Annotated in this window: 17 protein-coding genes; 10 read left to right on the top strand and 7 right to left on the bottom strand. The window is 65.0% G+C overall.

The window, feature by feature from the left end; all coding sequences use genetic code 11:
- The first annotated feature begins 97 nt into the window (after positions 1-97).
- The 6 genes from AC6CHL_RS14320 to AC6CHL_RS14295 all read left to right on the top strand — a co-directional run bounded on the left by AC6CHL_RS14320 (position 98) and on the right by AC6CHL_RS14295 (position 4829).
- A complete protein-coding gene (locus tag AC6CHL_RS14320) occupies positions 98-781 on the top strand; it encodes a GAD-like domain-containing protein (protein ID WP_498294958.1) in 684 nt (227 codons plus the stop codon).
- A 59-nt stretch (positions 782-840) separates the two neighbouring features.
- Positions 841-1293, top strand: coding sequence for a hypothetical protein (locus AC6CHL_RS14315; RefSeq protein ID WP_498294956.1), 453 nt, complete (start codon positions 841-843; stop codon positions 1291-1293).
- Positions 1294-1389: 96 nt separating this feature from the next.
- Positions 1390-2073, top strand: a complete 684-nt coding sequence (locus tag AC6CHL_RS14310; RefSeq protein WP_498294954.1) for a GAD-like domain-containing protein — start codon at positions 1390-1392, stop codon at positions 2071-2073.
- A 119-nt stretch (positions 2074-2192) separates the two neighbouring features.
- The gene (locus tag AC6CHL_RS14305) at positions 2193-2873 is read left to right on the top strand and encodes a GAD-like domain-containing protein (protein ID WP_498294952.1); all 681 of its coding nucleotides are present in this window, start codon (positions 2193-2195) and stop codon (positions 2871-2873) included.
- A gap of 333 nt (positions 2874-3206) precedes the next feature.
- A complete protein-coding gene (locus tag AC6CHL_RS14300; RefSeq protein WP_498294950.1) occupies positions 3207-3536 on the top strand; it encodes a hypothetical protein in 330 nt (109 codons plus the stop codon).
- Positions 3537-3683: 147 nt separating this feature from the next.
- On the top strand, positions 3684-4829 hold the full coding sequence (locus tag AC6CHL_RS14295; RefSeq protein WP_498294948.1) for a YncE family protein: 1146 nt from the start codon (positions 3684-3686) through the stop codon (positions 4827-4829).
- An 83-nt stretch (positions 4830-4912) separates the two neighbouring features.
- Here the strand turns inward: AC6CHL_RS14295 and AC6CHL_RS14290 are convergent, their stop codons facing one another.
- Positions 4913-5977, bottom strand: a complete 1065-nt coding sequence (locus AC6CHL_RS14290) for a hypothetical protein (RefSeq protein WP_498294946.1) — start codon at positions 5975-5977, stop codon at positions 4913-4915.
- Positions 5978-6335: 358 nt separating this feature from the next.
- Here AC6CHL_RS14290 and AC6CHL_RS14285 point away from each other — a divergent pair, with 358 nt between their 5' ends.
- Positions 6336-7376 (top strand): hypothetical protein, encoded by a 1041-nt coding sequence (locus tag AC6CHL_RS14285; RefSeq protein ID WP_498294944.1) that lies wholly within the window; start codon positions 6336-6338, stop codon positions 7374-7376.
- Positions 7377-7427: 51 nt separating this feature from the next.
- Here AC6CHL_RS14285 and AC6CHL_RS14280 read toward each other — a convergent pair whose 3' ends face one another.
- From AC6CHL_RS14280 to AC6CHL_RS14270, 3 genes are all read right to left on the bottom strand, one after another.
- On the bottom strand, positions 7428-8987 hold the full coding sequence (locus AC6CHL_RS14280) for a serine hydrolase domain-containing protein (protein ID WP_498294943.1): 1560 nt from the start codon (positions 8985-8987) through the stop codon (positions 7428-7430).
- A 146-nt stretch (positions 8988-9133) separates the two neighbouring features.
- Positions 9134-10687, bottom strand: coding sequence for a M56 family metallopeptidase (locus AC6CHL_RS14275; protein ID WP_498294941.1), 1554 nt, complete (start codon positions 10685-10687; stop codon positions 9134-9136).
- On the bottom strand, positions 10684-11079 hold the full coding sequence (locus AC6CHL_RS14270) for a BlaI/MecI/CopY family transcriptional regulator (RefSeq protein ID WP_137191195.1): 396 nt from the start codon (positions 11077-11079) through the stop codon (positions 10684-10686). The genes AC6CHL_RS14275 and AC6CHL_RS14270 overlap by 4 nt, the downstream gene beginning before the upstream one ends.
- A gap of 739 nt (positions 11080-11818) precedes the next feature.
- Here AC6CHL_RS14270 and AC6CHL_RS14265 point away from each other — a divergent pair.
- Positions 11819-12631: an alpha/beta fold hydrolase gene (locus AC6CHL_RS14265; protein WP_498294939.1), complete on the top strand. Its 813-nt coding sequence runs from the start codon at positions 11819-11821 to the stop codon at positions 12629-12631.
- Positions 12632-12651: 20 nt separating this feature from the next.
- The gene (locus AC6CHL_RS14260; protein WP_498294937.1) at positions 12652-12825 is read left to right on the top strand and encodes a hypothetical protein; all 174 of its coding nucleotides are present in this window, start codon (positions 12652-12654) and stop codon (positions 12823-12825) included.
- Between the two features lie 43 nt (positions 12826-12868).
- On the opposite strand, the gene AC6CHL_RS14255 is transcribed toward AC6CHL_RS14260, so the two are convergent.
- Together AC6CHL_RS14255 and AC6CHL_RS14250 are read right to left on the bottom strand one after the other, a co-directional pair.
- Positions 12869-13711, bottom strand: a complete 843-nt coding sequence (locus AC6CHL_RS14255) for a class I SAM-dependent methyltransferase (RefSeq protein ID WP_498294935.1) — start codon at positions 13709-13711, stop codon at positions 12869-12871.
- Positions 13712-13823: 112 nt separating this feature from the next.
- Positions 13824-14198 (bottom strand): hypothetical protein, encoded by a 375-nt coding sequence (locus tag AC6CHL_RS14250; protein ID WP_448132923.1) that lies wholly within the window; start codon positions 14196-14198, stop codon positions 13824-13826.
- A 300-nt stretch (positions 14199-14498) separates the two neighbouring features.
- Between AC6CHL_RS14250 and AC6CHL_RS14245 the strand changes: the two genes are divergently transcribed.
- On the top strand, positions 14499-15320 hold the full coding sequence (locus AC6CHL_RS14245) for a hypothetical protein (RefSeq protein ID WP_498294934.1): 822 nt from the start codon (positions 14499-14501) through the stop codon (positions 15318-15320).
- Between the two features lie 12 nt (positions 15321-15332).
- Here AC6CHL_RS14245 and AC6CHL_RS14240 read toward each other — a convergent pair whose 3' ends face one another.
- Positions 15333-15785: a hypothetical protein gene (locus AC6CHL_RS14240; RefSeq protein WP_498294932.1), complete on the bottom strand. Its 453-nt coding sequence runs from the start codon at positions 15783-15785 to the stop codon at positions 15333-15335.
- Between the last annotated feature and the right edge of the window lie 65 nt (positions 15786-15850).

The following is a 15850-nucleotide window of genomic DNA, read 5'->3' as shown; positions in this document are numbered from 1 at the left end:
TCAGTGGACGCTGGAAGAAACAGCGCAACGTTCCCGGCATGCCGCCACGAGCGTCGCCCGGAACCATGAAAGTCAACAGTGGCCTTGAGTGTTGCAAATGAAACCCGTGCTAGATGAGAGCTTTGCGTACTTCTACGACAAGAAGGCATTTGGACCTGCAGTACCAGGAGGCGCGGTAACTCCCGAGCACCTTGCCCGGTACCGTAGCAAGCTGCCTGCCCGGCTCTTGGCGTACTGGCAGCTCTTCGGTCTTGCTGGGTTTGGAGACGGAAGGTTCTGGCTTGTCGATCCTGCAGAGTATGAGGTCGCCCTTTCCACCTGGATCCAGGGCACGCCTTTTGAAGGTAACGACGATTACTTTGTCATCGGCCGCAGCTGCTTCGGGCGCCTTGATGTGTGGGGCACGAGAACCGGTCCGAGCCTGAGAATCCTGCCAACGTGGGGGATGCTCTTCCCCAGCGACCAGTCCAAATGGATGAAAGAAGGCGAAGCTGACTTTCTCGTATCCATGTGGATCGAGCAGATGGACAAGGTTTATCTTGACGAAACGGACGAGAATGACCAGCCACTCTTCGAACGGGCGATGAAACTGCTTGGGCCGCTTCACGACGATGAGATGTATGGCTTCATTCCTGCATTGGCATTGGGCGGGCCCTGCCGCTTGGACCACATGCAAAAGGTCAAAGCCGCAGAGCACCTTACGTTGCTTGCACATCTTGGAGAGCGGGAGATCATGATGGATATCGTGAAGGAAGCAAAAGATCGAGGTGTTTGGAAGTAGCTTTCGGGCCCAGTGCGAGTTTTCTTGGTCCTGGCGCCGGAACAATCACCATCGCCACCTTGCGCTCGCTGCCCGACGACAGTATCCGCACCGGCCACCTAGACGACGAGGGCCGCGCGCGTATACCCGAGGTCACCGTGGGCCCGATACAGATGGTGCAGGTGCCGTTCCAGCCTGAGGAGTCCCGCGAAGACAACGCCCCCATCCTGGCCGCACGTGCGCGGCTGAAGGCGGCCCTGGACGCCATCGTCGTGCAGACCCGCACTGACATTGCGCCGGAATGGCAGCAGTGGGACAAGGCGGGCAACGCCTTTCGCTGGGGCCTGCAGCGCGGCAACCAGGCGCTTGGCATGGGGCAGGGCACGTGGGACTACGTGGCCGGCACCGTGGAAACAGCGGTGGACATGGCTGTGCTCATGTACAAGGCCGACCGCGAGCTCAAAGAGTGGACCCGCCTGCTGCTCACCGGCGACCGCGACGGCCTGGACCGCAAGATCGCCCAAGAAGGGTGAGACCTCGCGCATAGCTGGGTTGGACGCGGCAGCAGCGAGGGTTCCTACCGCCGAACGGGCGAATACCAAGATGAATGGTGGGTTGGAGCGATGCAAATGATTGATTTTGTCGATGACAGTTTTGAGTGTTTTTACAAAGACCAAGGCTTTGGGCCTGTGGTCCATTCGAAGCCCGTTCCGCCATCGAAGCTTGCCTACTACAGAGGCAAGGTGCCCGATCGGTTGCTCCAGTACTGGGCGGCCTACGGCTTCGCTGGCTATGGCGATGGTTTGTTCTGGCTGACAGATCCGGAGGAATATTCGGCCGTCCTGGACGCATGGTTGGAGGGAACCAGTTTCCACGGCCAAGACCAGTACTACGTCATTGGCCGTAGCGCTTTCGGTGAATTGATAGTGTGGGGCACGCGGACCGGCCCTTGTATGAAGATCGTCTGTGCCTGGGCAATGATTTTCCCGCGTGCCGCGCCGCCACAACTCCCGCCCAGCGAAGCGGACTTCCTCATTGGTTCATGGATATCAGGAATCGAAAAAGAGGATCTGGACGAAACGGATGAAGATGACGAGCCACTCTTTGATCGTGCAGTCAGGCTGCTGGCTCCTTTGGCCAGCAACGAGATGTACGGATTCGTCCCTGCATTGAGAATGGGCGGGCCGTGCAGGATTGATCACTTGCAGAAGGTGGCAACTGTGGAGCACCTCGTCCTTCTAGCGAAGCTCGGCAAGCCAGAAGTCATGCGGGACATCGCTAAAGAGGCCGATGACCAAGGGCTGCTGGATTAGTCGGGTGTATTTCGGAAATCACACTATAAATGTGCATGTCGTGCTTGCCCCCCATCGGCGAATTTTCCGGTCGTGTATGCAAGGTGTACAGTTAATGATGGGCTGCATTGGTGTAAGTAATGTATATGGTCGATGAAGGATTTGAGTCCTTTTACAATGATGAAGGCTTCGGGCCAATAGTTGATACGCGTCCAGTGCCATCTCACAAGCTCGACCACTATAGAGGGAAGCTGCCCGATAGGTTGCTCCAGTATTGGAGGGCATATGGGTTTGCGGGCTATGGCAATGGTCTGTTCTGGATGACTGATCCTGATGACTATTCAGAAGTGCTCAATGCTTGGCTTTATGGGACGAACTTCCACCGAAAAGATAAATACTATGTCATCGGTCGAACTGCGTTTGGGAAACTTGTTGTATGGGGCACGAAGAGCGGGCCAAGTCTGACTATTGTCACCAACATGGCGATGATATTTCCCTCTGACAAGTCCGATCGCATAAGGGATGGATGCGCTGACGGTATGATTTCAAACTGGTTGGCTGCTACCAGGCGCAGCAGCTTGGACGAGGATGATGACGACGACCGCCCGTTGTTTGAGCGTGCGCTCAAAGCGCTCGGACCGTTGGCGGAGGATGAAATATACGGATTCGTGCCGGCACTTGGTATGGGTGGGCCTGCCCGTCTGGATCACTTGGAGAAAGTGAAGGCTGTCGAGCACCTGATCTTCTTGGCACAGTTGGGTGATCCAAAGATCATGTTGGATATCGTGAAGGAGGCGAAGGATAGAGGGCTCTGGAAGTAATGAGTCGTCCGCACAAGCCAAACAGGCCGATAATCGACGAAGACTCTGAGTGCTCCCTGTCAAGAATCCGTTCGGGTCGCGATCGTACGGCATTGCCGACAACGCAGACGGACTCTTCTGGATGACAGATCCTGGCGAGTGCGCCAATGTGCTCAATGTTTGGCGCAAAGGCACTGAGTTCTAGGGCAGGGGCGCGCACTCCGCCACCCGTTGGCTATGGACTTACAACCACGAGCGCCCAAACATGGCGCTAGGCGGCATCACCCCAATGCAGAAACCTGCACTGGCGGCATAGTTCCACTTTTGGCGACTGCTAAAGCCCGGGGGATTGCCATGCAAGACGAAGACGAAGATTTCGAAGGCAAGTACTGGTATGGCGAAGTCGGCTACACCCTGCGTCGTAGCCGCTGGGAACGGGAGCGCGGCACACCCGAGGAAGAAGGCTTGGTCGCTTTCGTCGCGTCGGGTTGCTCGATCGAGGACATTACCGAACGACTCTACTATGAGTTGCTGGCGAGGCATCTGGACATGGCTCCCGACGGCGAATACCAACTGGGCACGCCCACCGAAGCCGCCGCTGTCATAGACCCGGAGCTGGCAGCACGCATGTTGCGATTGCGCGAAGCCGAACCCATTGCCTTTGGCCCATTCCCCTTCGACTAATTGCCGCCGCCAAGCACCCACCCCCACACCCTGCTACCATTCCCCGGCATTCCAGCCAGCCAGCCCACGCACACATGCGGGACCGGCCGTCACGCGTACGGCCCAGCGAGCCAGGACACCCTTCCGTGCCCATTCAAGGACGCTCGCATGTACCCTCGTTCCCTTCTCCGTTCGGCCGCGCTGGCCCTCGCCGTCACCCTGTCCCTTGGCACCCCGTCGGCGTTCGCCGTGGGCAAGGCCACCCCGGCTGCAGAAACCGCCGCCGCCGTGCTGCGCAAGCCCGTTGCCCAGGGCCTGTATGAGCTGGCCTACAGCCCCACGGTAGACGTGGTGTACGTGGCCTCGTCCGGTGGCTTCGGCGATGCCGCCGGCCCGGCGCAGCTGTTGCTGCTGGACCCCAACACCCTCGACGTTGAAGCGCAGATCCCGCTGGAGCGCAAAGCCTTCGGCCTGGTGCTGGACGACGCCAACCACCGCCTGTACATCGGCAACACCGTGGACACCTCGGTCACCGTGGTGGATACCAACACCCACAAGGTGGTGGGCATCGTGCAGCTGATGGAAAAGAAGGTGGGCAAGGATGGCAAGGCTGCCTACACCCACGACCTGCGCGAGCTGGTGGTGGATGGCCCGGCCAACCGCCTGTATGTCACCGGGCACTCTGGCGACGGCAGCGTGCTGTTCGTGGTGGATACCCAGTCACTGAAGGTGGTCAACACCATTCCGGGCCTGGGCAACGCCAAGGCACCGGGCCTGGCGCTGGATGCCAAGGGCAAGCGCGTGTACACCTCCAACCTGCTGGCCGAAGTGGTCACCGTGGGCACCGGCAGCGGCAAGGTGGAGCAGCGCTTCAAGGTGAGCGCCGAGCAGCCGATGAACATCGCGCTGGAGCCGTCGGGCAAGCGCCTGTACGTCACCGACCAGGGCTCGGAGATGATCCGCAAGTACCAGGCCAGCAGCTCGGGCTTCACCTCCACCCACCCGGGCCAGCGCGTGCTGGTGCTGGACCGCACCACCGGCAAGGAACTGGCCAGCATCCCCACCGACGCGGGCCCGCTGGGCATCCTGCTGGACGCCAAGCGCAAGCGCCTGTACGTAACCAACCGCGAAGCGGGCACGGTGACGTCCTACAACAGCGATACGTACAAGCCGCTGAAGACCTACTCGGTGCCCACGCACCCGAACAGCCTGGCACTGGATGCGAAGAAGAACGTGCTGTACGTGACCGTCAAGAACGGCGACAACGAGGCCAAGGGCAGCCCGGAGTCAGTGGCGCGGATTCAGCTGGACTGATGCGTTGACCAAGGGCCCAACCGCGTCGGCGGCTGGGCCCCTTGGTGTGGTCGGATGCTGCCGAAGCCGCACTGGGATCCGTACTATTTCTTACAAGGCGCCATGTTCACGACCTTGTCGGTAGGGATCCGGTATACGGTTGTATCCTTGCCGCCGTCTATGCGTGCCAGATAGAGCCCGCCTAGATTGGAAAGGAGGTTGAGCCCAACGGTCCTTCCCTTCGCAGTGGGCTTGCTGTTGATCAGCATGCCGAAATCAGCAGCGTCAGCAGCAAGCTGCAACGTCACGCACCGGTGACCCCCTGATGCACTGTCGCGGAGCGCAATGCCGGTAAGTGCCGCGCCGCTGTGTGGATATGTAAAGGCGACTGCAACCAGCAACAGGGCAGCTATGAAGCCCTGCCGCACGAATCCGGCATGTTGGCTGGTCTCTTCAATCACCACGACGATGGTTACCTGTAGTGCGGCGACAGCGATCACAGCTCCGGCCAGAAGTGCCGCTACCCACCCTGCGTTCGTCGAATCGTCGACGTACCGAAGGCAAAATTGCATGGCAAGCAATGCGGCCATCATCTGGACTACGCATGCCGCCAGTGCAAATCCCATGAATTCGGAGAATATCGTTGCCTTGTGCGCACCCCGCCGGATGCGTCTCGTGAACACGGTGAACACCATCATTGAAACGACGATAGCGATTACCACCAACCAATTGCCATGGATTTCGAAAGCAGTATCAGCCATCACCGCCGCTACGATCACGAGGCCGGGTAACGCCAGTGTGACGTACCATTGCAGCAGCTTTTTGCGCCTGACAGGGAGCTTTCTCGGCAGCACCCGAAGACGTCCGTCTGGCTCACGGATCGCCCCTTCAAACATCATCAAAGCGGGCAGTACGAATAGTGCGCACAGCATGATGACCAGGAACGAGACGCGTGTAAGCAGCATGGGCAATGCTGCTATGGCATCGGACGAGGCGATTTCCAGTGGTATGTTGCCGTCCGCGACGAAATGATAGAGCCCGGAACTAGGCAAAAAGAACGCAAGTGCTGTCAGGAGAACCGGGTGATCTTCTATCCATTTGCGGATGATGCGAGATTCTTCCGGCCAGGTTCGTTCGTTGGAGCTTGGCTCAACCTTTTCGTTGTTCATTCTTTCGTCCTTGATTCATACACGGTGGCTCGCTGCGGAAACGGTGGATCTGTTGATTGAGGTGCCATTCGGGAAGATGGAACGCGTTGGCGTTGAATCTTCGCAAAGCTGCTGGACCGGTTCACGTGCTCCTGTCGCACCAGCCACTTTGCTGGAACCGTTTAATCCAGCTACGGGCAAACGATCATCTCACCGCAGACCTCATAGCTGCCCTTGGCCAAAGAGGTCAGCATCACGGGACGTAGCGGCACGTCTGACAAAGTCTTTAGAGGCCGTCGTGGTCCGCGCGGCGCGCTGAATGCATGCGCCATAATTAGCGGTCTGCGCGGACCCACGCGCACCGCTACCGAGATCACGGATGTCCCCACCTTCCCCGCGCACCCTCACCGCGATGCCCGCCGAACTCCGCTCCCGTTTGCAGGCCGACCTCACCCGCCAGCGCGCCACCGGCAATCTGTGGCTGTTGATTGCCGTCTGCCTGGCTGTTGCGATCACCGCCTACTTCGGTTGGCTGGGCCTGCACCGCGCGCATGCCGCGCCCACTTGGGTGCCGATGATTCTGGCAGCGGTGGTGGGGTTGGCTGGCATCGTCGCTGCGGCGCTGGTGCGGCAGCGTCGCCCGGTCTGGTTGCGCGAGGCACTGGCATCTTCCGAGGTGGCGGTGATGGAGGGTGCGCTGCAGTCTGCCGAGATCCTGCCGCAGCAGGCACGCTTCGCGCGGGCGCCACGCAGCTACGTGCTGGGCGACTACCGCCACCTGGTGCTGGAGGAATCGCCCGGGACCGACGCGCTGTCCGGCTTCGTGCCGCAGCACGTGTTGGGCCCCGCACCGGGCACGCCGCTGCGCCTGATATGGAGTGCGGCGCATCCCGGTCACCTGCTGCAGGTGGACTACCCCGGCATGGCGGTGGTGGCCGATGCGCCCGTACCGATGGACGCACAGGATTGGCGCGACCTCTGCACCCGTCCGGTGGCGGCGCTGCGTGCAGCGGCTTGGCTGTGTGGTGCGGCGTTGCTGTGCATCGCCGTGCTGGCCGCAGTGCCGGCCGTCGGCGCGGGTGTCCGCGTGTGGCTGTGGGCGGGCGTGGGCGTTGCGCTGCTGTGGCTGCTGGGTGTGTGGGCCCCGGTGGCGCGGCTGTGGCTACAGCGCGGGCAGTTGCGCCGCCATACTTTCAGCGGACCCGTGCAGGAGCTGATGTGGGCGCGCCGCAACGATGGTCGCCAAGGGGTTGAGCATGCGCTGTTCGCGCGGCTGGGCGGGCAGTGGCATCTGCTGGACACGGCCGGCAAGGCCAGTGCGCTGCAGACCGCGCTTGTTCCCGGCGCACCGCTCACGGTGCGGTATGCGGTACTGGGCGACCACCGTGTGCGGCTGCGGCATTCGGCGGCGCTGGCCTGAGCGGCCACGGCCTGCGCGCTGCAACGTCTGGCGTTGCAGCGCGTGCCCCTGTCACTTGCGCACGTAGTACGCGCGCGCCTCGCCATGCACCACGCTCAACGCGTTGACCTTGCCCCACGCATCGCGGTGGAACTCGATCTGCAGTCCGTCGATATCCGGTGACACGAAGCGGTTGGGGGCAAGCGGCAGTACTTGCCCGTCCTGCGTCCGCCCGGCAACGCCCACGCGCACCTGTCCGTCGGCCACCTTCACCTGCAAAGCCGGGATGTCGAAGATGTCGGCCAGGGCGCGGCGATGCGCCATGGGTACCGAAAGGTCCTGCGCGAACACGCCGGCGTAGTCGGCATAGGCCGGTGCGTGTAGGTCCAGCGAGATGGGACGTACCGCCGGGTTGACGCCACGGCCCAATGCGTCGGACAGCGCATTACGGATCTCGGTGGTCAGCTCGGCGCCGTTCTCGCCATTGGTGAGGATGACCAGGCCGTCGCCGGTTTCCAGATAGCCTTCGATCCAGGCGCGGTAGCTGTCGTTGGAGCCGCCGTGGTGGAAGATGCGGGTGGCGCCGCTGCCGTCCAGGCGCGGGCCCAGGCCATGCCAGCTTGGGGACACCTCGGTCATCATGTCGATGGCGATCGGTTGCGGCAGGAAGCCGCCTGGCGCGCGATAGCTGTTGGTCAGCGCCGCCACGAACGCGGCCAGATCATTGGCGCTGGTCCACAGGCCTGACGCACCGGCTTCAGGGAACGTCTGCCAGCCGCGCGGCAGGGCGGTGGGCGCGCCGTCGCCGTCGTGGGCCTTGGCGATGTTGTCGAGGGTGTCCGGCGGGGTGGTGAAGCGGCTGCGCTGCATGTGCAGGGGGGCGAATACCTGCGCGCGAGCCAGTGCGTCCAGCGGCTGGCCGCTGGCATCTTCAAGCACCTGCTGTTCCACCATCACCCCGCCGCCGGAATAGTCGCCGCGCTCGCCGGGTGCGTGGATCAGGCGCACCGGTTTGTTCTTGGCCGGGGCGATGCCGTCCAGCGTTTGCAGCAGCGTGGGCAGCGGTTCGCCCGGCAGGTAGTCGGCAAAGCCGTGCACGCCCAGCCCGGCGGTGTGCGACATCAGCATGCGCAGGCTCACCTGCGGGGTCGGGGTAGTGGACGTCGCCGGTACCTTCCAGCTGCGCAGGTAGGTGCTGATGTCCTGGTCCAGTGCAAGGCTGCCATTGGCCACCAGCCGCAGCGTGGTGGCCGCGGTGATGACCTTGCTGACCGAGCCCACCGAGAACAACGTGTCCGCGTTCACGGCATCGCGGCTGCCGGCCTGGCGCAGGCCGTAGCCGGCGCTGTGCACCAGCTTGCCGTCACGCAGCACCGCAATGGCTACACCGGGCACGTGGTAATGCGCCATGCGCGCCTGCAGCGACCAGCGTGGCAGCGGGTCACTGGCGGGCACCACGCTGGGGCGCAGGCCGGCGGTCAGTGCGCTGTCGATGGCAGTGTCGTGGCGGTCGGCGGCGAAGGCGGGCAGGGCCAGCAGCAGTGAGAGCGTGGTGGCCAGTGCGCCACGCAGCAGGAGGTGGCGGGGCGGCAGCACGGTGGCGGCAGGGGAAGCGCGACGGATCGAAACCATGCGGAACCTCGAGGTGGGGTGTGCGGACGGGAAGCCAGACGTGCGGCGCGGCCAAACGCAGGCCGCAGTCGGCCGGTGATGGCCGGGTGGCCACCACGTGGGGGGGGCTGGTGCAGGGACGGGTCACGCGCGGTGTGCGCGTGGGCTCAGCGGCGGCCGGTGACGGCGCCGCGATGGATCAGGTAGTCGCGCACGCGGCTGTTGCGCGCCTGGTTCAACGGCGAGCGCCACTGCCCGGCATCGGCCACCACGCCCAGGTTGACGTCGGCACCGTGGTTGACCAGGTAGGCCACGGTGTCCACGTCGCCGGAGCGGGCGGCGTTGATCAGCGGGGTTTCGTCGTAGGCGACGATCCGGTTGACGTCGGCGCCGGCGCCAACCAGCCGCTCCACCACGGGCAGGTGGCCGCGGCGGGCGGCGGCGATCAGCGGGTTGCCGTCGCCACGGGAGGCCAGGTCCGGCGCGGCACCCAAGGCGAGCAGGGCGTCTACCGTGGCCAGGTGTCCGTGGCGCGCGGCGGCGATGAGCGCGGTGCCGTCACCGGGAAGCTGGGTATCCACGGCGACGCCGCCTTGCACCAGGTGCCGCACCTGCGCGAGGTCGCCTTCTGCAGCGGCGTCGAGCAGGCGTTCGGCCTGTGCCGATGCGGTGCGTGTGGCGGTGTCGCTGTTGGGCGCCACCACGGTCGGCGTGCCCAGGCGCGGGGTGGCCGCCACGGTGACACCCACGTGGGTGGCCAGCGCGGCGAGGCACAGTACGCTCCACCGCACCCGGGTACGCCAGCTTACCTGCCCCCGCTGCAACTGCAGCAGCCCGTCCACGCGCTGCGTCAGCCCACTGCGGCTGCCCGACATGCCCACCGCCAATGCGGCGCGCTGTGGGCGTTGCTGCACCATGCCGGCGATACCGCGCAGCAGCGAGTCGGCGTAGTCGCGGCCACTGCTGGAGCGGTGTGCGGCGCGGGCATCGCAGGCCATTTCGCGGGCCAGTTCCAGCCGGTTGCCCAGCATGCGCAGGCACGGGCTCCACCAATACACCGCAAGCAGGGTGCGCTGCAGGGCGGTTACCCAGAGATCACGGCGCTGCACGTGCGCGGCTTCATGCAGCAACAGGTCGCGCAGCGCCGGGGGCGAAAATGTGCTGGCCAGATGCGGTGGGACCAGGATGCGCGGTGCGAACAGGCCCACCACCATCGGGCCGGCCACCGCATCGGACAGGGCAACGCAGCTGCCGCGCGGCAGTGCCGGGCCCAGCAGGGCATCCAGTGCGGGGGCAGGACGCGCGGCACGGTGCAGCCGCCGTGCCTGCCAGATGCCCTGCGCCAGGCGCAGCAGTCCCCACAGCGTGCCGAGTAGCCAGATCATCGCCAATGCCTGCAGCGCGGTGGGTATGAAAGCGTCCAGTGTTGCAATGGGTGACGCTGGCGCGGCCGGCACATCGGATACAGGCAGTAGGGTCGACTGTGCTGCAGTGGGCAGGGCCACCGCGGCCTCGGCTACGGCGACCGCTTCGCGGGGCAGCAGCACCAGCAGCGGCGACACCGCGGCCAGTGCGAAGGCCCCGCACAGCAGCCACGAACGTGCTTCGGCGCTGAGCCGCGCGCGCTGCACTACCAGCAGCACCAGGGCCAGCAACAGCGCTGCATGCCACAGGTGCTGCACGGCAACGGTCAACAGGGTGTGGGCGGTGTGCGCGCTCATGCTGACTTCCCCGGGGTGCCCGCGTCGTCAACACGCTTCTGTAGGGCGGCCAGTTCGTCGGCCTCCATGTCGTGTTCGTCGATGAGGTGCTGGGCCAGCACGCTGGGCGAGTCGTTGAAGAACGACTTGAGCAGGTTTTCCAGCGCCTGGCGGCGGGCCTCGCTGCGGCTGATGGCGGCGCTGTAGATGAACGCGCGGCCTTCGCTGCGGTAGGTCACCAGGCCCTTCTTTTCCAGCACTTTGAACATGGTCAGCACGGTGGTGTAGGCCACCGGCTTCTTCTTCGACAGCGCGTCGGCCACCTCGCGTACGGAGGCTTCCTTGGTCTTCCACAGCACTTCGAGGATGCGGCGCTCGGAGTCGGTCAGGGTGGGCGAGCTGGGGCGGGCCATGGGCTGTCTACTGGTTTGTTAGTTGATGATCGGATCGTGCGCCCGCCGCGCTCGGCATGTCAACTATGTAATTAGTAATGGGGCAGGCCGCGTGCCAGGCGCGAGGACCCGGGGCGCTTGGATGTGGGGGTACTGGGCGGGTGCGAAACCGGTGCGCTCAGGCGTTGGCTACGCAGGCCGCCATGCCTGCGCACGCCGCGCTGCGGGCGGCCGGAGAAGCGGCACACCCCTGCGAACGCGGTGCGGCGGGGCAACATTGGCATGCTCCGGCCTGCGAGGTACTGCGCAGTGCCCTGCGCAACGCGGCACGCGAGGCGGGGTGTGCGCCCACGCCGTGCAGCAGCAACGTGCGCGCCAGGCCGCCGCAGGCAACGCGTGGCAGGGCCAGCACGGCTGGGGCGGTGGCGCGGGGATAAAGCGGGCGAAGGTCCATCTGTCCCGGTCTCTGTGGAGTGGCACGTGATGCAGCATGCGGCGCAGCTGTCTCACAGGTTGAGACAGCTGCGCCGATGGACCGCGCCGCTACGATGGAGGAGACACGCATGTGTGCGGCGTGGTTGACCCGGAGTGGATGACGCGCCCTACGGTTGATGTGCGATTCATTCCCGTACTCCGTGCGCTGGCGATGCGCGCACTGCTGTGCAGGCGGCGTAGACGTTGCGGTGGATTTTTTCACAGGCCGCGCGGTGCCGTTTGCCTAGCATCGGCCACTCTCTTTCCGCCCACACACGGAGTTTCCATGACTGCTTCCCGCGTTCGCCTGCACGTTGAAGATACCGGCGGTACCGGCCGCCCGGTGGTGTTGATCCACGGCTGGCCGCTGTCGGCCGACTCCTGGAAGGCACAGGTGCCGGTGCTGAAGGACGCCGGCTACCGCGTGGTGGCCTACGACCGCCGTGGCTTCGGGCGTTCGGACAAGCCGGCCGACGGCTACGAGTACGACACGCTGGCCGACGATCTGGCCGGGGTGATCAACGACCTCGACCTGCGCGATGTCACGCTGGTGGGCTTCTCAATGGGCGGCGGCGAAGTGGCGCGCTACATCGCCCGCCATGGCGAGCAGCGCCTGCACAGCGTGGTGTTCGCCTCGGCCGTACCGCCGTACATGCTCAAGACCGATGACAATCCCGAAGGCCCGTTGACCCAGGCCAAGGCCGATGAGATGAAGCAGGGCCTGGAGCGTGATCGCGATACGTTTTTCGACGGCTTCACCAAAGACTTCTTCAGTGCCAACGGTGAGCTCAAGGTCAGCGAGAAAGAGCGCCAGGAGGCCATCGCATTGTGCAAGCAGTCCGACCAGACTGCCGCGCTGGGCTGCATGAGGGCCTTCGGCACCACCGACTTCCGCGAGGACCTGAAGAAGGTCACCGTGCCCACCCTGGTGCTGCACGGCGACAGCGATGGCACGGTGCCGTACGAGGGCTCGGGCAAGCGCACCCACGCGGCCATTGCTGGCAGTGAGGCGGTGGTGCTGAAGGACGCGCCGCACGGCTGCAATGCCAGCCACGCCGAGCAGTTCAACGCGGCGTTGGTTGCGTTCCTGGCCAAGTGACGGTGCGGTAGCATCTGCCCATGCGCCAGACCCGCACCCCGCCGTGGAAGAAACCCAACCCCAAGGGCGGGGTCTCGCGCCCGTTGTCGCCGGCACAGAAAGAAGCTGCACGGCAACGGGCCGAAGAAAACGGCCGGGCGTATCCAAACCTGGTGGACAACATGTGGGCGGCAAAGCTGCCGCGCGGGGAGTAGCGCACCCCGCTCACGCGTCGTCGCCCGGAAACGGGCGGCGACGTCAGCGACGAACCGCGAGTACGCCGTCCATGGCCAGGTCGGCCTTGAAGCCAGCCTTTTCCAGACGCTTGGCCACTTCGCGCGGCACATCGCGGCCGCTGGTGAGTTTGTTCGGCGCGCCGGTGTAGTGGAACATGCGCCCGCCCTTGCGTATCACCCGCGCCAACTGGTCGTAGAACACCTGCGAATACAACTCGCCGGCAATGCCGAAGCGCGGCGGGTCGTGCAGGATGGCGTCTACCGAGCTGGATGCGATCCCTTCAATGGCCTGTGACACGTCGGCATGGGTCAGCGACAGGCGTCCGCCGCTGCTGGCCGCCTCCGGGTCGGGCGACCACGGGTTAAGCGTGCGCAGCCACAGGACGTCGGGGTTCTTCTCGAACGACTGGATACGGGTGACACCGCCTTCGAGGCAGCACGCCGCGAAGTAGCCGAGCCCGCCGCACGTATCCAGCACGGTCTTGCCGGCCGGGGCGATCAACGCCACCTTGCGCCGCGCGTCTTCAAACGGCGACACCTGCGCGCTGGGCAGCATCTTGATGCCGTCGATTTCGAAGGTGGGGGCATCCCACTCGGTGGGCACCAGCTTGATCAGCGCCGAGCCGAAGCGCGACACCGCCAGGAACTCTTCGCCGTCCCAGTAATACAGGGTGCGGTCCTTCGTCTTGCCCGGGTAGTCGTAGCGCTCGCCCTTCCACAGCCAGTGGTCGACAGCCAGCGTGGCGGTGCCGGTGGACAGGCCGAGGTCGAGCGAGCCGGTCCATTCGCTTGCGCCGCTGTCGCGGGCGCGGGTGAGGGCTTCGGCAAGCGGGCGGGTCAGCAGGGGGCCGGTGTAATGGGGCACGGGAGTGGGGGCGCCGGGGCTGCGGGGCAGCGTGGCGTCAGGTCAGCCAGGGGAGGGCATCGTACCTGAGACGGCGACCGGGGGCAGACTGCGGCCCACCCAGAACCAGCCTCTACGGTCCTTCTGGTGTGGGGACAGGGTGCTCCTGCACGGACGAACAAACCCAGCCGCCATAGGTTCCGCTGCCGCTGAGGACACTCTCACCGGTGCCGGCCTCCATGCCGTCCCGCGCACACAGGGTCTGGTGGTATACGCGGGTTGCCAGCGACTGGTGCGCGTACCGGTAGGTGAATGAGCCGTCCGGGTTGGGCACCAGCACCTGTTCCACGTCTACCTGGCGCTGGTCGTCGGCCAGATCCGGCCAGCGCCCCGTGCGCACGATCAACACGGTGCCGTCAGTACCGACGGCGGGGCGATCGTGGAACCCCGGTGGCGGGGGTTCGGGCACAACGCTGGTGAACAGCAGCAACGCGAGCAGGGGTTGCACCGGCAAGGCTCCGGAAGCGGTGCCACAGTGTGACGTGCGCAGCGGCAGGCAGTTGTGCGGTGGATCGCAGTGCGGTCGCTGGGGTCGCCGGACGATGGCCGAGTTTGTGATCGCTTCGCATGCGCCGAAGCGCCACGGCTATAGTACGGGTGCACTACCCAAGCCGACGTTTGTCTACGGGGTAAGCCCACACCACAGCACGATGTCAGGACGTGACATGAGCACAAGGCTGCAGAACCAGTGCCGTTCCCACCGTCGGGTACCGGTCCGGACCCGGCTGAGCGTCAGTGAGCGGCTGCAATGAATGCAGGGTCTGTTTCCTCTTATGCCCGACTGGGGCGCTGGCCGACCCTCGTACTGCTGGGTGCGGTGCTGCTGCTGGGCGGCTGTGGCGATGCGCCGCACGCGCCTCCTGCAGGCGGGCTGCAGGATGTGCGCTCCATCGACATCCACTACCAGTACAACGGCCGCGACCACGCCGATGAAGTGCACCGGCTGCAACCCGCCGCAGGCCGCCGCACCTTCGTGCGTCGTTCGCAGCTGGACGCACGCACCCCGGGAGCGGTGCTGACCGACGATGTTCCTGCCCAGCGCGTGGCCGAACTGCTGTGGGCGCTGTCCGCGCCGGCGTGGCCGCGCGCACGAGGTGTGGAGGAGGTGGCCCGCCGGGTGCGACCGGCGCAGGTGCTGGCACGCGCGTCGACTGACGGGCCGCTGCCGGCCTGCACACCGGACCAACTACAGCGTCAAATGGGCACGCTGCTGCACGGTGCGGCGCTGCGCGATCAGGTCGACAGTTACTACGCCGGCCCCAGGTGGAGTGACGACGCACCTTCAATACGTGTGGTGGTCGATTATGAAAGCACGCCGCCGCAGGTGCTGCAGTCGCATGCGCAGACGCTGTTGATGCTGCCGTGGATACTGGGGCAGGCACAGGGCGACGCCAACGCCACCCCAAATGAGGTTACCTCCACGTGGTCAGTGCCCATCAGCCAGGCGTTGCGCCGCGTATTGCCGGACACGTCCAAGGCCTACGAGCGGCTGGGTCAGCGCGAGGATGCCGTGCTCGAATCGCGGCTCCGTGCCACCGCGCGGGTCGCCTGCGAGGCGCAGCATCGCTGATGACGGTGCGCGTCAGGTGTCGTAGCGCAACAGCGTTCCGCGGCTGAACAACCACTGGCAGCGTTGCTTGCGCATCGCACGCACCTGGTGGCCTTCGACCACCACATGCGCATCGTCCAGCGCTTCGCCGTGGACGCGTGCACCGGCCTTGAAACGGAACACGCCACTCTGGCCGTCCGGGGTCAGCAGGGCCTCTTCGATCTGGGCAAGCTCGGCCGCATTGAACAGGGTCGCGCGCTGTTCGTCGTCGGGGGTGATCAGCGGTGTGTCCACCTGGCGCCAGGGCGAGGCGAGCCGGTAGGCGATGAAGTAACGGCCATCCACGCGCGTCAGTTTGACGCTTTCCCTGCTGTGTGGCCCCGGTGCGGCATAGCAGCCGATCAACCGCCCCTGGCCGATCGAATCGCCGTTGCCGCAGCCGGCAAGCAGCACAAGCGCAGGCAACAACAGGGCGGACAATCGCATCAGGCAGCCACGGGTGCGGGTGACCGCGCAGTGTAGCGTCGCCACCCCGATGAGGGGATGCCTGA

It is taken from the genome of Stenotrophomonas sp. GQ19, from assembly GCF_059758695.1.
The sequence above is the reverse complement of the archived record's forward strand: the minus strand, read 5'-3'. Positions and strand labels throughout refer to the sequence as shown.

Bases quoted from the DNA above. Each gene is read 5' to 3' on its own strand.
- AC6CHL_RS14320 (WP_498294958.1), top strand. From the start codon at position 98: ATGAAACCCGTGCTAGATGAGAGCTTTGCGTACTTCTACGACAAGAAG.
- AC6CHL_RS14245 (WP_498294934.1), top strand. From the start codon at position 14,499: ATGAATGCAGGGTCTGTTTCCTCTTATGCCCGACTGGGGCGCTGGCCG.
- AC6CHL_RS14275 (WP_498294941.1), bottom strand. From the start codon at position 10,687: ATGAGCGCGCACACCGCCCACACCCTGTTGACCGTTGCCGTGCAGCAC.
- AC6CHL_RS14300 (WP_498294950.1), top strand. From the start codon at position 3,207: ATGCAAGACGAAGACGAAGATTTCGAAGGCAAGTACTGGTATGGCGAA.
- AC6CHL_RS14270 (WP_137191195.1), bottom strand. From the start codon at position 11,079: ATGGCCCGCCCCAGCTCGCCCACCCTGACCGACTCCGAGCGCCGCATC.
- AC6CHL_RS14285 (WP_498294944.1), top strand. From the start codon at position 6,336: ATGTCCCCACCTTCCCCGCGCACCCTCACCGCGATGCCCGCCGAACTC.
- AC6CHL_RS14310 (WP_498294954.1), top strand. From the start codon at position 1,390: ATGATTGATTTTGTCGATGACAGTTTTGAGTGTTTTTACAAAGACCAA.
- AC6CHL_RS14260 (WP_498294937.1), top strand. From the start codon at position 12,652: ATGCGCCAGACCCGCACCCCGCCGTGGAAGAAACCCAACCCCAAGGGC.
- AC6CHL_RS14305 (WP_498294952.1), top strand. From the start codon at position 2,193: ATGTATATGGTCGATGAAGGATTTGAGTCCTTTTACAATGATGAAGGC.
- AC6CHL_RS14280 (WP_498294943.1), bottom strand. From the start codon at position 8,987: ATGGTTTCGATCCGTCGCGCTTCCCCTGCCGCCACCGTGCTGCCGCCC.
- AC6CHL_RS14240 (WP_498294932.1), bottom strand. From the start codon at position 15,785: ATGCGATTGTCCGCCCTGTTGTTGCCTGCGCTTGTGCTGCTTGCCGGC.
- AC6CHL_RS14290 (WP_498294946.1), bottom strand. From the start codon at position 5,977: ATGAACAACGAAAAGGTTGAGCCAAGCTCCAACGAACGAACCTGGCCG.
- AC6CHL_RS14265 (WP_498294939.1), top strand. From the start codon at position 11,819: ATGACTGCTTCCCGCGTTCGCCTGCACGTTGAAGATACCGGCGGTACC.
- AC6CHL_RS14295 (WP_498294948.1), top strand. From the start codon at position 3,684: ATGTACCCTCGTTCCCTTCTCCGTTCGGCCGCGCTGGCCCTCGCCGTC.